The 14,841-nt window shown below is 52.8% G+C and carries 11 protein-coding genes and 1 pseudogene (1 of these 12 running past the window's edge); 3 read left to right on the top strand and 9 right to left on the bottom strand.

The annotated features are described in order from the left end of the window. Window positions 1-438: 438 nt before the first annotated feature. Both ACLD4F_RS20455 and ACLD4F_RS20450 read left to right on the top strand, forming a co-directional pair. Window positions 439-591: pseudogene (locus tag ACLD4F_RS20455) on the top strand (PLP-dependent transferase); the annotation flags it as partial. A 117-nt stretch (window positions 592-708) separates the two neighbouring features. After that, window positions 709-2,007: an aromatic amino acid transport family protein gene (locus ACLD4F_RS20450; RefSeq protein ID WP_052931581.1), complete on the top strand. Its 1,299-nt coding sequence runs from the start codon at window positions 709-711 to the stop codon at window positions 2,005-2,007. Between the two features lie 248 nt (window positions 2,008-2,255). On the opposite strand, the gene dppF is transcribed toward ACLD4F_RS20450, so the two are convergent. The 7 genes from dppF to ACLD4F_RS20415 all read right to left on the bottom strand — a co-directional run bounded on the left by dppF (window position 2,256) and on the right by ACLD4F_RS20415 (window position 11,018). Continuing rightward, window positions 2,256-3,269 carry a dipeptide ABC transporter ATP-binding subunit DppF gene (gene dppF / locus ACLD4F_RS20445; RefSeq protein ID WP_000103561.1) on the bottom strand — a complete coding sequence of 338 codons (1,014 nt, stop codon included), beginning with the start codon at window positions 3,267-3,269 and terminating at the stop codon, window positions 2,256-2,258. Further along, on the bottom strand, window positions 3,266-4,249 hold the full coding sequence (gene dppD, locus ACLD4F_RS20440; RefSeq protein WP_001196509.1) for a dipeptide ABC transporter ATP-binding protein: 984 nt from the start codon (window positions 4,247-4,249) through the stop codon (window positions 3,266-3,268). Before dppD ends, dppF begins: the two co-directional genes overlap by 4 nt. Before the next feature lie 10 nt (window positions 4,250-4,259). After that, on the bottom strand, window positions 4,260-5,162 hold the full coding sequence (gene dppC / locus ACLD4F_RS20435) for a dipeptide ABC transporter permease DppC (RefSeq protein ID WP_000084690.1): 903 nt from the start codon (window positions 5,160-5,162) through the stop codon (window positions 4,260-4,262). Window positions 5,163-5,171: 9 nt separating this feature from the next. Further along, a complete protein-coding gene (gene dppB / locus ACLD4F_RS20430; protein ID WP_000938843.1) occupies window positions 5,172-6,191 on the bottom strand; it encodes a dipeptide ABC transporter permease DppB in 1,020 nt (339 codons plus the stop codon). A gap of 156 nt (window positions 6,192-6,347) precedes the next feature. After that, window positions 6,348-7,955, bottom strand: a complete 1,608-nt coding sequence (dppA, locus tag ACLD4F_RS20425; protein WP_000028049.1) for a dipeptide ABC transporter periplasmic-binding protein DppA — start codon at window positions 7,953-7,955, stop codon at window positions 6,348-6,350. Window positions 7,956-8,510: 555 nt separating this feature from the next. After that, window positions 8,511-9,836 carry a uracil-xanthine permease family protein gene (locus ACLD4F_RS20420; protein ID WP_001136079.1) on the bottom strand — a complete coding sequence of 442 codons (1,326 nt, stop codon included), beginning with the start codon at window positions 9,834-9,836 and terminating at the stop codon, window positions 8,511-8,513. Window positions 9,837-9,893: 57 nt separating this feature from the next. Continuing rightward, window positions 9,894-11,018: an aryl-sulfate sulfotransferase gene (locus ACLD4F_RS20415; RefSeq protein WP_000940806.1), complete on the bottom strand. Its 1,125-nt coding sequence runs from the start codon at window positions 11,016-11,018 to the stop codon at window positions 9,894-9,896. A 149-nt stretch (window positions 11,019-11,167) separates the two neighbouring features. Between ACLD4F_RS20415 and ACLD4F_RS20410 the strand changes: the two genes are divergently transcribed. Next, complete coding sequence (locus tag ACLD4F_RS20410; protein ID WP_023218875.1) at window positions 11,168-12,175, top strand: substrate-binding domain-containing protein; 1,008 nt, start codon at window positions 11,168-11,170, stop codon at window positions 12,173-12,175. 72 nt (window positions 12,176-12,247) lie between these two features. On the opposite strand, the gene ACLD4F_RS20405 is transcribed toward ACLD4F_RS20410, so the two are convergent. Together ACLD4F_RS20405 and ACLD4F_RS20400 are read right to left on the bottom strand one after the other, a co-directional pair. Further along, window positions 12,248-14,215: an RNA-binding domain-containing protein gene (locus ACLD4F_RS20405; RefSeq protein WP_023218874.1), complete on the bottom strand. Its 1,968-nt coding sequence runs from the start codon at window positions 14,213-14,215 to the stop codon at window positions 12,248-12,250. 339 nt (window positions 14,216-14,554) lie between these two features. Continuing rightward, on the bottom strand, window positions 14,555-14,841 hold the 3' portion of the coding sequence (locus tag ACLD4F_RS20400; protein WP_023218873.1) for a phage integrase central domain-containing protein. Its footprint extends 79 nt past the window's final position; 287 of the gene's 366 nt are visible here — the last part of the coding sequence; the start codon falls outside the window, past its right edge; the stop codon is at window positions 14,555-14,557.

Genomic DNA, 14,841 nt, shown 5'->3' with positions numbered 1-14,841 from the left:
GGGAAAATCAGCAGGGGACATTTTAGAATTGGTCAAAGGGGACATTACAGCTTTGGGTTAACACATATAGCCGCCTTGTTGCAATGGCAACCGTTCGCGGCTATCCTTGATGTGTTGAGGTTCAAGTTAGCCCCCGTCAGGTTGCCAGGTTTATACCAGTCAACGTGCGGGGGTTTTCTCTATCCAGCAACCTATGCCGCCGGGGATCAAGCCCCCGCAACATTGCGCCTCACCGGGTAAACCCGGCTTGCTGCTGATATTACGGCAAAATCCCCGTCCCGGCACGGCGCTAACGTGCAATCTGCGTGACGCTTCGCAGACGATTACTTTTATTTGCCAGAATACATTCAGCATTTCTGAGGCTGGCAGTCAGCCGCTCAATTCTGTAAATTATGCCTCCTCGCGGCCAGTCCCGGTGATACCGAAACCCTCGTTCAGCATCCTGCGTCTATGACATATTCGCCTGTTGCGCCAGAGGAATGGCTAAAAGCAGGTATTACCGACGAACTTATCCGTCTTTCAGCGGGACCTGAAGATCCCGACGATATTATTCATGACCTTGAACGCGCCAGCAGAAAAGCAGCATTCTGACGATTGCTCGGCGAACCGCTGTCACCGGTTTGCCGCATCGGGTATCAAGGCACTATAGCCTGGTTATAGGCAGCATTCTTTATGAGAGAGCTGCGTATATTTTGGGCAGGGGGCTCTATGCAGGACGACACATTACCATTAAATAACAGTAACGCTACGACCACACCGCTTTCAACGAGATTACCGTTTACAAAATATGATTTTGGCTGGGTGCTCTTGTGTATCGGTATGGCGATCGGCGCCGGTACCGTCTTAATGCCAGTGCAAATCGGTCTCAAGGGGATCTGGGTATTTATTACCGCTTTTATCATCGCCTATCCCGCTACCTATATTGTGCAGGATATTTATCTAAAAACGTTATCTGAAAGCGAAACCTGTGACGATTATACGGATATTATCAGTCACTATCTTGGCAAAAACTGGGGCATTTTTCTCGGTGTAATCTATTTTCTTATGATTATCCACGGGGTGTTTATTTACTCCCTGTCGGTGGTGTTTGATAGCGCCTCCTATATCAAAACCTTCGGCCTTACTGAGGCCGATCTTTCGCAGTCTATTATCTATAAAGTCGCGATTTTCGCCGTGCTGGTGGTGATTGCCTCCGGCGGGGAAAAGCTATTATTTAAAATTTCCGGCCCGATGGTGGTGGTAAAAGTCGGGATCATTCTGATATTCGGTTTTGCGATGATCCCACACTGGAATCTTGATAATATTTCCGCCTTTCCCGCCGCATCGGTTTTCTTTCGCGACGTACTGCTCACTATCCCATTTTGCTTCTTTTCTGCGGTCTTCATTCAGGTGCTAAACCCAATGAACATCGCCTATCGTAAGCGCGAACCTGACCGTGTGCTGGCCACCCGGATGGCGATTCGCACGCACCGCATTAGCTATATTACGCTGATTGCCATTATTCTCTTTTTCTCGTTCTCGTTTACCTTTTCGATTAGCCATGAAGAGGCGGTATCAGCGTTCGAGCAGAATATTTCCGCCCTTGCGCTGGCAGCTCAGGTAATCCCTGGCCATATCATCCACATTACCTCTACCATCCTCAATATTTTTGCCGTACTTACCGCGTTCTTTGGTATTTATTTAGGTTTTCACGAAGCGCTTAAAGGTATTGTACTGAATGTATTGAGTCGTATTATGGATGTCAAAAACGTCAACCCACTGTTACTGACATCTGGTATCTGTGTCTTTATCGTGGTGACTCTGGTTATCTGGGTTTCGTTTCGCGTCTCAGTATTGGTCTTTTTCCAGTTAGGCAGTCCGCTTTATGGCATTGTCGCGTGTATTATTCCCTTTTTCCTGATTTATAAAGTAGCGCAACTGGAAAAATTACGCGGCCTGAAAACCTGGCTTATTCTGTTATATGGAATATTGTTGTGCCTGTCGCCGTTATTAAAATTGATTGAATAAGAGCCTATCCCACCAGGCGTTATTGGCGCAGCCAGTTTGGACACGGACAGCGCGCAAAAACCGGAGCGTACACGTAGTACGTGAGGATTTTGAGCACTGCCCAGGACCAAAATGGCAAGTAAAATAGCCCTAATGGGATAGGCTCTAAGTCGTACCGGAGAGCCATGCCCCGTGGCGCTACGCTTACCAGGCCTACAGGTACGATGTAGGCTTGATAAGGCACAGCCGCCATCCGGCATAAAACGCAATTAACTCAACGGTTTCTGCGGGTTTTCATCCTGATCGACGGCAAAGCAGGCCACCAACTGGCCGTCGTACTCTTTAAGCTGCGGCTGTAACTGCGTGCAGGGTCCGAAGCGACGGCGGCAGCGGGCGTTGAAGGCGCAGCCCGGCGGCGGGTTCAGCGGACTTGGCAACTCGCCGGTCAGCTTAATCCGCTCACGGCGATCGTCCGGATTCAGCCGCGGCGTGGCGGAGAGCAACGCCTGGGTATAGGGATGACGTGGATTGTTAAAAATCTGCTCTTTGGTCCCTTTCTCCACGCAGCGGCCTAAGTACATGACCATCACTTCATCGGCAATGTGTTCCACCACCGACAGGTCGTGCGAGATAAAGACATAAGACAGCCCCATATCCTGTTGCAAATCCATCATCAGGTTCAGCACCTGGGCGCGCACCGACACGTCGAGCGCGGAGACCGGTTCGTCGGCAATCACTACGTCCGGATCAAGCATTAGACCGCGGGCGATAGCGATACGCTGACGCTGGCCGCCGGAGAACATATGCGGATAGCGGTCGTAGTGCTCGGTTTTCAGCCCCACCTTCGCCATCATCGCCAGCGCTTTTTCACGACGCTGCGCTTTACTCAGGCTGGTATTGATCAGCAACGGCTCTTCCAGAATTTGCCCCACTTTCTTGCGTGGGTTCAGGGAACCGTAGGGGTTCTGAAACACAATCTGAATTTTCTGCCGCCGCAGTTTCTGCGCGTGCGGATCGTGTTTAAGCAGATCCTGCCCCTGGTAATAAAGCTCGCCGCCGGTTGGCGTTTCAATCATCGTCAGCAGGCGGCCCAGTGTGGATTTTCCACAACCGGACTCCCCCACTACGGCCAGCGTTTTACCGCGTTCGAGATTAAACGACACGCCGTCCAGCGCTTTTACCAGCCGTTCCGGAGAAAAGATCCCCTTCTTCACCGGATAGTGTTTTTTCAGGTCGATAGCCCGCAACAGCGGCTGTTGCAAGGTGGCCTCATGCGTGCTCATAGTGTGGGCCTCCCGGCATCATCGAGTGGGTAATGACATTTTGACTGACGACCATCGTCCAGTTGGTTGAGAGCAGGTTCTTCCGCACGGCATCTGTCCGTGGCGTAGGGGCAGCGCGGGTTAAGCAGACAGCCCGTCGGTCGGTCATATTTCCCCGGCACCACGCCCGGCAGCGACGCCAGACGCGCTTTATCTTGCGCAAACTCCGGCAACGCGCGTAGCAGTGCCTGCGTGTAGGGATGACGCGGCGCGCGGAAAATATCCTGCGCAGCGCCAGTTTCGACGACCTGCCCGGCGTACATGACGATAATTTTGTGCGCCGCTTCCGCCACCAGCGCCAGGTCATGGGTAATCAGCACCAGCGCCATGTTCTCTTTTTGCTGCAACTCCAGTAGCAGCTCAATAATTTGCGCCTGAATGGTCACATCCAGCGCCGTGGTCGGTTCATCGGCAATTAACAGCTTTGGTCGACAGGCTATTGCCATCGCAATCATCACACGCTGACTCATGCCGCCAGAAAGCTGGTGCGGATAGACATCCAGACGAGAAGCCGGATCGGGAATACCCACCTGGTTCAACAGGTCAATCGCTCGCTGACGACGGGTTTTCTTGTTCCCGCCCTGATGTACCTTGATGGCTTCCATAATCTGAAAGCCAACGGTATAGCAAGGATTGAGGCTGGTCATCGGGTCCTGGAAAATCATCGCCACTTCAGCGCCCACCAGGTTGCGACGTTCCTTCTCGGAAATGCGCTTCAGATCCTGTCCGTTAAAGAGCAGGTTTTCCGCCATCACGCGGCCTGGGTAATCGATAAGCCCCATAATCGCCAGCGAGCTGACGGATTTGCCGGAACCAGACTCGCCGACAATACCGACCACCTCACCCTGCTTCACGCTGTAGCTAATGCGGTCGACGGCTTTGAACGGTGTCCCTTCGTCGCCGAAGTGCACCGATAATTGATCTACATTTAATAACGCCATCTCGAACCTCTTACTGCTTCAGTTTGGGATCGAGCGCGTCACGCAGACCGTCACCCATCAGGTTAAATGCCAGTACCGTCAGCAGAATCGCCAGCCCCGGGAAGGTCACGACCCACCAGGCGCTTTGCGCGAACTGCAATACGTCAGAGAGCATGGTGCCCCACTCCGGCGTTGGCGGCTGTGCGCCCATGCCAAGAAAGCCGAGGGCGGCCATATCGAGAATGGCGTTAGAGAAACCGAGCGATGCCTGAACAATCAGCGGCGCAAGGCAGTTCGGGAAAATATTGACGAACATCTGACGCATCGCGCCTGCGCCCGCCACGCGGGAGGCAGTCACATAATCGCGGTTCACCTCTACCAGAACCGCCGCGCGGGTTAAGCGGACATAGTGCGGCAGCGCCACAAACGTCAACGCCAGCGCAGCGTTGCCGATGGAGGGGCCGAAGATCGCCACCAGCACCAGCGCCAGCAGCAGGCTCGGCAGGGCCAGCATAATATCGACCACGCGCATGATGATGTTATCGACCAGACCGCCGAAGTAGCCCGCGACCAGGCCGAGAATAATCCCCATTACCAGCGACAGGACAACCACCAGACAGCCGACCAGCAGCGACAAACGCGCGCCATACATCAGGCGCGAGAGGACATCGCGACCAACATCATCCGTTCCCAGAATATGCGCCCAACTGCCGCCTTCCTGCCAGACCGGCGGCGCCAGCAGCGCATCGCGGAACTGCTCTGCCGGGTTGTACGGCGCAATAAAGTTGGCAAACACCGCAATCAGGATCACGATGAGAACATACGCCAGCCCGACGACCGCGCCTTTATTGCGTTTGAAATAGTGCCAGAACTCCCGCAATGGCGTCATGGGCGCCGGTGCGGCATTAACATTATTTTCAGTAACCTGTGACATGATGGCCCCTTACTTCTTATGCCGAATACGCGGGTTCACCACGCCGTACAGCAGGTCTACCAGCAGGTTGACGAGAATAATCATCGTCGCTACCAGTAACACGCCGCCCTGCACTACCGGATAATCGCGGCGTTGCAGCGCATCGATCAGCCAGCGCCCCAGACCGGGCCACGAGAAGATAGTTTCTGTCAGAATCGCGCCCGCCAGCAGCGTCCCGACCTGCAGGCCGATCACGGTGACGACTGGCAGCATGGCGTTACGCAGAGCATGGACGATAATGACGCGCATCCTGGTCAACCCTTTGGCGCGTGCGGTACGGATGTAATCCTCCCCCAGCACTTCCAGCATCGACGAACGGGTCATACGCACAATGACGGCCAGCGGGATTGTGCCGAGCACCATCGCAGGCAGGATCATATGCGCCAGCGCATCAATAAAGTTACCCTCTTCGCCCCAGATAGCGGTGTCGATCAGCATAAAGCCCGTCAACGGATTGGTATCATCAAGGAACACCATATCGCTCACGCGCCCGGAAACCGGCGTCAGGTTCCAGTGGACGGAGACCAGCATGATCAGCATCATGCCCCACCAGAAGATAGGCATAGAGTAACCGGTCAGCGCCAGGCCAACGGCAGTGTGATCGAAGATAGAACCGCGCTTCACTGCGGCCAGCACGCCCACCGGAATCCCCACGGCGACGGCAAAAATCATGGCGCAGACGCCAAGTTCCAGCGTCGCTTTAAAGCGAGGCACAAACTCGTCCCACACGGGGATTCGGCTTTTCAGCGAGATGCCTAAATCGCCATGCATCACCCCCCAGATATAATGGAGGTACTGCTGCCACATCGGTTTATCAAGACCGAGTTCAGCCAGCAGTTGAGCATGACGCTCAGGGGAAATACCTCGCTCACCCGCCATGATCATCACCGGATCGCCGGGGATCATGTGGACAAAGGCAAAGGTGAGAAGGGTAATACCGATAAACGTCGGGATAACGAGTCCCAAACGTCGGAGAATGAACTGCAACATAACCCGAATTCTCTCTCATGACGCACGGCCTGGAACCGTGAGTCTGTATTGCTCACAAATCTTATCCCACGCAAACTGCATCGCGGATAAAGCATTACGCCGGATGGCGCTGCGCTTATCCGGCCTACACAACACCGGGGCGCAGCGCTCTTTTAATTATTCGACAGAGACGTTTTCGAAGTGATGTTTGCCTAATGGATCAACCACATAGCCTTTAACTTCTTTACGTACTGGCTCATAAACCGTGGAGTGAGCGATGATCAGCGCTGGCGCCTGGTCATGCATCACCACCTGGGCCTGTTTATAGAGTTCAATACGCTTGTTGTGGTCATCGGTCGCACGCGCAGGCTGAATCAGGTCTTCAAACGGCTTGTAGCACCATTTTGAATAGTTGGAGCCTTGCTGGGCGGCATCGCAGCTGAACAGAGTGGCGAAGAAGTTATCCGGATCGCCATTATCGCCGGTCCAGCCCATCATCACCGTCTGGTGCTCGCCATCTTTAGCGCGCTTGAGGTATTCGCCCCATTCATAGGTGACAATTTTGGCCTGAACGCCAATCTTCGCCCAGTCCGCCTGGATCATTTCCGCCATACGACGCGCATTCGGGTTATAGGGACGCTGTACCGGCATCGCCCACAGATCGATGGTGAAGCCTTTTTCCAGACCGGCTTCTTTCAGCAGCGCCTTCGCTTTTTCCGGATCGTAGCCGTAGTCTTTAATATCGTCGTTGTAGCCCCACATTGTCGGCGGGATCAGGTTTTTCGCCGCAACGCCCGCGCCCTGATAAACGGCTTTGATGATGGCCTCTTTATTCACGGCATAGGTCAACGCCTGGCGAACTTTGACGTTATCCAGCGGTTTTTTCTGCACGTTATAGGAGAGATAACCCACGTTCAGACCGGCCTGCTCCATCAGGTTGATATTTTTATCCTCTTTCATGCGCGCAATATCCGCCGGGTTCGGATACGGCATCACCTGACATTCGTTCTTCTGCAGTTTGGCGTAACGCACAGAGGCGTCAGGGGTGATGGAGAAGACCAGACGGTCGATCTGCGGCTTCGTGCCCCAGTAGCCGTCAAAAGCTTTGTAGAGAATGCGGGAATCTTTCTGATATTGCACCAGTTGGAACGGGCCAGTGCCGACCGGGTTCAGATCCACTTTTTCCGGCGTACCGGCTTTCAGCATGTTGTCAGCATATTCTTTAGAAAGAATAGAGGCGAAGTCCATGGCTAAATCGGCAAGGAACGGCGCTTCCGGACGCGTCAGCACAAACTGCACCGTGTGATCGTCTACCTTCTTCACTTCGCTAATCAGATCCGGCAACCCCATGCCTTCAAAGTATTCATAGCTGCCGCCAGACACTTTATGGTACGGGTTCTGCTCGTTTTTCTGCCGGTCAAAAGAGAACACGACATCATCGGCGTTCAGCTCGCGCGTAGGTTTGAAATCCTTGCTGGATTGCCATTTCACCCCTTTACGTAGGTGGAACGTATAGGTTTTACCGTCTTCGCTGATATCCCACTTCTCAGCAAGACCCGGGATCACTTCCGTGGTGCCGGTTTTGAATTCAACCAGACGGTTATAGATAGGTACGGAGCTGGCATCATAGGTGGTGCCAGACGTAAAGAGCTGTGGGTTAAAGCCTTCCGGCGAGCCTTCTGAACAATAAACCAGGGTTTTGGCCTGCACGCTTGCTGCAACGGTCATGGCCACCAGGCTCAAACCAAGCTTCAGCATCCCTGACTTCTTCAAGGAAATACTCATTCTTCTGCTCCAATTGTGATGTATGTTGTTTTGCCCTTTGCAAAGGCTTTTACCGCCCGGCCTTTTTTGTTTTTTACCTGGTCAGGTCAGTAGTGAGAGGTGGGGATTCCGTTCGCATAATCGACTGAGTTGCAGTGCGGATTCTCCATAAAATGCCCCTCATTCCCTACAATCTGTCAATAGAATGTCAAAACGTCAATACAGGTAACCAGCTTTTACAACAACGGTGAGAATTAACAAACAAAGATTAAAAAAAGTTCAGAAGGGTATTTTCAGCAGGGAAATTTGTGCTATAGGCAGAAAGGCAGAGTTATTCACTTAATATTTTGCAACAGTTAGTGATTAACAATTAGACATTAATTGAAAAATTTCTTTCGATATGTTGATTATCTGAGCGATTAATACCACTAACGCTAAAACGCACAGGCGAAAATGCTGAGGTTATCCATAAGCCGTGTGCAAAAAAGAGTTATCCGGACATTGAAAAACACCATCGAATATGTCACAAAATTGTAAATAAGTAGGCCGTCGTGCGGCCTACCGCGATCACAAAAACTAACTTTTGACCCTGGCCTGCGTGCGCTTTTCGCTCCAGTTAAACAACGAGTTCACCAGAATCGCCGTCAACGTCCCCGCTGCCATGCCGTTGCCAAAGACCATCTGTACGCCCGCCGGGAAATTCTGATACAGGCCGGGTACCAGTATAGGTAGCATTCCCATGGCCAGCCCCATCGCCAGCGCGTAGGTTTTACCCGGCGTATGCAGTGGCTCACGCGCAATCATATCAATACCGATAACCCCGATAATGCTGAAGACAATCACCGCCGTACCGCACACCACCGAACCTGGCAGACAGGTCGCCAGACGTACCAACGGCGCGAATATGGCAATCAGGATTAACAATCCTCCGGCAGCCGCAGTCACGAAACGCGATTTCACATTAGTGGTGCGTACCACCCCAATATTTTCGCCGGAGGTGATAATTAAGGAGGTGCCAAAAATCCCCCCCAGCAGCGACATTACCGCATCACCACGAATGGTGCGTGGAATCGCCTGCTGCACATTTTGCGTAGAATTGACTATTTCCGCGGTCGCAATCGTTTGCCCGGTTGCTTCAGCCATAGAGATGACCGCGTAAATCAGCAACGGCAGCGAGGCGGAGAGATCAAAAATCGGCCAGCCGAACGGCAAAAGCTGTGGGAAACTAAACAGCGGCCCGTGACTAACACCGCTAAAATCGGTGCTGCCCAGCGCCATTCCCAGCAGCGTTCCCGCTAAAAGGCCGAACATCACCGCCAGCTGGCGCAAAATACCGCTAAACGCCAGCGCGAAAATCAGCGTTATCAGGATAGTCCCCAGCGATAAAATGATACTGGTTGGATGAGCGAAGTCGGCGCTCCCTGGCTGGCCAATGATCAACCCGCCGTACAGGCGAATAAGGTTAATCGACACCATTAGCAGCATGATGCCAATGATAAAGGGGGGAAAATGGTGCAGGCAGCGGCGGAAAATCGGCAACGCGATAAAGTAGAACAGCGAGGTCAGAATTACGGCGCCAATCGCGGTCTGGATATTGGTCTGTAAAGCGATCGCAACGAAAATCGCAATCGGCGCGCCCCCCGGTACCATAATAAACGGCAAACGCGCGCCCACCCCTTTCACACCCAGGCTTTGCAAAATAGCGCCCAGACCGCACATCAGAAAGGTCGCGCTAAGTACCGAGGCGGTCACCGTATCGGTAAAGTGGAGCGCTTTGGCGATCAGAAAGACGGAGGTAATGGGGGTGGCGGCAACGACCAGCACATGCTGAAGCGCCAAAAGTAAGGTGGTTTGCCAGGGTAATGCATCGTTATCCGGCGTAGTAAGGCCAGGTTGCGGCATGATTAACTCCCATAAAACATCAAAAAAATAACCGCCAGCGCGGGCTGGCGGTCTGTATTATTTCAACCAACTAATGGCATCAGCGGCATAGCGATGCGCACGGAAGGCGCTGTTCTGTTTTCCAGGAATAATGCCTTTACTGAGGTGCTCCGGATATTCATTAAAGAACGGAATGATATATTCCCATACCGTTTCGCCTTCCGGAGTAACTTCAAACAGGCGGCCAAACGCCGATTCACAGATAAAGGTGTTGCCGTTCGCCAGCCGCTGCGCGCTCCCCATATACGGCGAGAAAAACGCCGGCGGGAAGATATCGCGATACTGCCAGGTAATCGCTTTGGTCTGCGGATCGAACTCCAGCACCGTGGAATGCGGCGAGGTGACGCCGGGACGCAGGTTGCCGTTATCGAAAACCAGAATCGACCCGTTCTCCATCTCAACCGGCGTGTGCTGCTGCGCTACGACTTCCGGCCCTGCATGCCAGATAACCTTCCCGCTCTCTTTATCCACGGCAATGACGCCGGAAGTGGTACGCAGGCTCATCAGCACAAGGCCATCACGGGTGACGGACAGGCCGTTAATCATCGGCCAGTGGCGGCGGTCGAAAATATCATGAATCGGGAAATCTTCCGGATTCAAATGCTCCCAGGCACGCCATTCCCAGACCACTTCACCGTCGCGATTGACCTCTTTGACGACGTCGCTCTGAATCACGCCGTCCGGCGCATCGCGGCGCGGGTCGCCGCCGGTAACACGGGCGGCGATATCGGCAGGTAACGGCGACGCGGCGGTATACAGCAGATTACCGTTCGCCAACCATTGCGCATCATGGTGATGGTAAATATCTTCGTAATGCCAGACAATTTCGTTATCCGGCGTCACTTCGTAGAAGTCGCCGCCGTGCCAGAGATCCCACGCCGGATAGAGGTTCGCTGAAGTGCGGTGGCTGCCGTTATAACCCAGATTGCCGTTCGGCAGCAGCACCGCATCACGCCCGGCGCGAACCGGAAGCTGCCACTGATGCGCGACTTCGCCCTGCTCGTCCACCAGGTAAACCCGCCCTTCGGCGGTTTGCGGCGCAAAAAGCGTATAGCCGCCAAAGCTCTTCGCATTATCAGCGTAGATAAGGCCCGCCAGACGGCGTCCAAGGGTGAAAGTCGAGTCCTGAGTTAAGTGTGCCACATCGCCTCCTGAGGAATAAATTTGCGCCAAAATACCCCATTAAAACGTTTTAATGAAGAGTTTTTTACGATCCTCACCGAAAAAAAGCAAACGTTACCGTCTGGTAAATATGCTACCCTGTGCGCAAATTTTCGCAGGTCAGGAAGCAGATGGCTGTTCAAAATAAAAAACGCGCAAAGTTGATTGATGTTGCCCGCTATGCAGGTGTGTCGCCAGGGACAGTATCCAATGCATTGCACAACACCCGCTTTGTCGAGCCGCAGACGCGACGGCGTATTGAAGAGGCCATTGTTGCGCTCAACTACACGCCGAATATTCGCGCCCGCCAGTTACGAACCGGCAAAACTAATACTATTGCCTTGCTCTCTTCGGTGCCGCTGGCGATTGCCTCCGGCGCGTCACGACTGGGATTTATGATGGAGGTGGCGTTAACGTCCGCGATGATGGCGCTGGAAAAACAGCATGCGCTGATTCTGGTGCCGCCGGGGGCAAATCCACTGGATGCCGTCAGCTTTGACGCGGCGATCCTGATTGAGCCGGCGGAGAACGACCCGCAGCTCCAGGCGCTGGCGCAAGCGGGCATTCCCTGCGTCACCATTGGCCGCACGCCGGGCACCGACACGCCTGTGCCGTGGGTGGAGCTGCACTCGGCGGCAACAGCACAGCTTCTGCTAACGCATCTGGAGGCCTCCGGCGCCAGCAAATGTGCGTTATTTGTCGGTAACACACGGCGAACATCAGTTCTGGAGAGCGAAGCGGCTTACCAGTGCTGGTGCGCGGGGCGCCAGGCCCCCGTCGTCTACTCTCTCAATGAAAGCGAGGGTGAAAATGCCGGCTACCAGGCCGCGCAGCAGCTATTACAGGCGCATCCCGACGTTGACGGCGTGCTGGTGCTGATCGATACCTTTGCCAGCGGCGCGGTACGCGCTTTTCAGGAACAGGCAGTAGCTATCCCGGAGCGGATGCGCGTGGTCACCCGCTATGATGGTATCCGCGCGCGCGAATCGCTGCCGCCGCTGACGGCAGTGAATATGCATCTTGATGAGGTGGCGCGACAGGCAATCACGCTATTATTTGATTTGCTGGCGGGCAAGAAGGTCAGCCACAGCGACGGGATCATGCCTGAACTGGTGGTGCGAGCGTCCACTTCGCGATAAAACGCGTAGAAGATAGCTGAGCTACAGACGCAAAAAAGCCGCTCAGAGAGCGGCCCAACAGCCAGAAGCCTACTAAGATAGCGTATACCCCTGTTTTGGCGAATTAGGCTTGTTAGGAAACGCCAGCTTCAGTTGCTTTGAATCCACCATAGGTTTTAAGTAATTCTGGCGAATACTCTGCGCCTTACGTCCCAACAATATTTCCATTACCGCAACAGATAAATAGTGCCCATCGCACAACTGGACAAGCAGCTCCTTCATTACCCCGGCTTCCAGCCGACGGTGCTCCCGCGATGGCGCAGCTAATGCTTCAAGTACATCCCGAAATCCATCGCTCAGTTCGTCAAGATCATCAATAAACGGTTTATCTAGCAAGTGACTGATAAATCTGCCGTGTTCATCTCTTCCTTGATGACTATCCACTAAGTCAGGAGCGCTATGCGTTAAGCTGATGTCACTATGCGTTAAGTCCTGTGCGTTATGCGTTAAGTTCGATGTAGAACTTAACGCATTAGCGAAAACTTCTTCCGGAGACGGCAACTCCATTCCAGGTAAGCTGTATGATTTATCTCGCTTTTCACCACTGGCGACAAGAAAGCCCTTATCCACTAACTTTGGAAATGCCAGGGTAACATCACGGGAATGTCTGCTTGTGAGCTGACATGCTCTCTCATGGTTTACCCAACCTTCTGTCGCCGCCGTGATAACGATCATTCGTTCGAGATCATCAAGCAAATGAAAACGTTGACCAAATAAATCATCAAGCCGCTCAGTCACCTCCTGTGATACAAGACTTATCGTCGACAGCTCAAGCAGTGTTTGTTCAGAAGGCTCTGTTTTCTCATACAATTTTGGTGTGCGCCAGTTCGCCCATTTCCAACCGCTCATGATTTTGGGCACACCAGATCCTGCACGTTCACCTGCGCCAATCATTAAGAACATCTGGTGTATACGGCGGTTACGGCAATCGCTTTCCCCGCCCTTCACTGCAATTTCCGGCGGTATCCGCATCAGCCCAGGATTACGGAAGCCAAAAAGATCCGGCCGCCTGACGACCAGGATCGAGCTTCGGCCCGTGTAATCAGCATGCACCAGAGTATTAACAAGCGCCTCGCGGATAGCTTCATGAACCTTGGTTTCATCCAGCCGAATGCCGTCCTGCAATTCAAAAGGCACCTTAAGGTCGGAAATGAGCTTTCGATATGTCCGGCGGTAAAAATCGAAAATATTGCCTGACCATGAACCATCCGGATAGATGCGGTCGATCCAGCGGGAATCAGGTTGTGTGTCATCCCGCTCGCGATAATCAACAAAATAGTTTGGAACCGCATCCTGAATAGCATTCCAGGTACCAAACATCAGGATACCCGCAAGAGTGATGCCTTCTTCCCCGCTCTGGCGGTTTTTTCGCCAGCCACCAATGTTCCTGAATAAATCGATGATATCCAGCTCCAGCCAGGGATGCTGAGGCTTCGCAACCGCAAAGAGGTTACGGTAAGCACGCAAACTGTCCTGATCGATATCGCTGAAATCAAACCCTGCCAGGATCCGGTCATCACGACTATCCTCGACCTGCTCCGCGAGCATTCTTTTGATTTGCTCTTCAGAACAGTGGCAGTCCCCTTCGTGGCGACGGATGTATGTTTCCGTCATCGGCTGGTTGTTAAGGTAGACCGGTTTTTGCTCACGTCTTGCTATGGGGATCTCAATGACAATGACCATTTTATTATCAAGATTAATGACCTGTACCGATTGATCGGTCAGTAAATTGACATTTACTTTTTTCTTGTTATTGGCAATATCAAACAGTTGCTTCATAACAGTAGCAATATCGCCGATCCCCTCAACGATAAAGTTCCCTTTCTTTTCTCTGACGCCCAGCACGACATAGCCACCACGGGTATTCGCCATCGCGCTGTATGTTCGCCAGAAATCCTCCGGCAGCTTACCTTTACCATCCGCTCCCTGCGCCAGCTTAAACTCCAGTTCAACTGACTCAGAAAGCGTTTGTAAATCCAGCAAATCACTGACAGGAAACATAATCGGGTCGGCACCTGTTTAATTTAACAATCCAGGAAGAGAGAAGGACAACCTGAGCGAATAGTTAATTGTATTATCAATACAAACGCCTGCGGCGCATCCAAAATTTCAGTATCCGTCTCAAAACGCATAATACATCATGCTCTCGCATGAATGATAAAACCATTAATTATCAAAATATTACAATAAATAATTGCTTGACCATTGCATCCTGAATGCTATGTTTACAGCAACTGACGCAGTCCCAGGACTGCAAAAGAGTCTTCAGGCGATGCATGAAAAAGGGCAGCTGCCGAAAGCAACGATCGCGCGAACTTGAAGTTTTCAAGTATGTCTGCTCTAAAACGGTGACAGATGCCAGCAACAATTAATCTGCTTCACCTGCGCCCAAAACGCCGGAATTCGCCCGACAAACGCCAGTGTATCTGGCCGGGGCGTCACTTTGGATGCGCCTGATGCACAAAGTGACGCCGGTTCACTCCGCTGCGTCATTCGCTTTACGGTTTCCAGCTTACCGTCTGCGCGACAAGGCTCCAGCGCTGCAATAACCTGCTGTGCCGTGAGTTCATCAATGTTGATCTCTCCGATATGGGGAAACACATACCGGTTTAACGAGTTCCAGATAT

Source organism: Salmonella sp. 741265050_HSA (assembly GCF_046569445.1).
Lineage (GTDB): Bacteria > Pseudomonadota > Gammaproteobacteria > Enterobacterales > Enterobacteriaceae > Salmonella > Salmonella enterica.
This window is presented reverse-complemented; position numbering and strand designations above follow the sequence as displayed.

Coding starts and splice junctions, on each gene's coding strand:
- ACLD4F_RS20450 (WP_052931581.1), top strand. CDS start 709: ATGCAGGACGACACATTACCATTAAATAACAGTAACGCTACGACCACA.
- dppF (WP_000103561.1), bottom strand. CDS start 3,269: ATGAGCACGCATGAGGCCACCTTGCAACAGCCGCTGTTGCGGGCTATC.
- dppD (WP_001196509.1), bottom strand. CDS start 4,249: ATGGCGTTATTAAATGTAGATCAATTATCGGTGCACTTCGGCGACGAA.
- dppC (WP_000084690.1), bottom strand. CDS start 5,162: ATGTCACAGGTTACTGAAAATAATGTTAATGCCGCACCGGCGCCCATG.
- dppB (WP_000938843.1), bottom strand. CDS start 6,191: ATGTTGCAGTTCATTCTCCGACGTTTGGGACTCGTTATCCCGACGTTT.
- dppA (WP_000028049.1), bottom strand. CDS start 7,955: ATGAGTATTTCCTTGAAGAAGTCAGGGATGCTGAAGCTTGGTTTGAGC.
- ACLD4F_RS20420 (WP_001136079.1), bottom strand. CDS start 9,836: ATGCCGCAACCTGGCCTTACTACGCCGGATAACGATGCATTACCCTGG.
- ACLD4F_RS20410 (WP_023218875.1), top strand. CDS start 11,168: ATGGCTGTTCAAAATAAAAAACGCGCAAAGTTGATTGATGTTGCCCGC.
- ACLD4F_RS20405 (WP_023218874.1), bottom strand. CDS start 14,215: ATGTTTCCTGTCAGTGATTTGCTGGATTTACAAACGCTTTCTGAGTCA.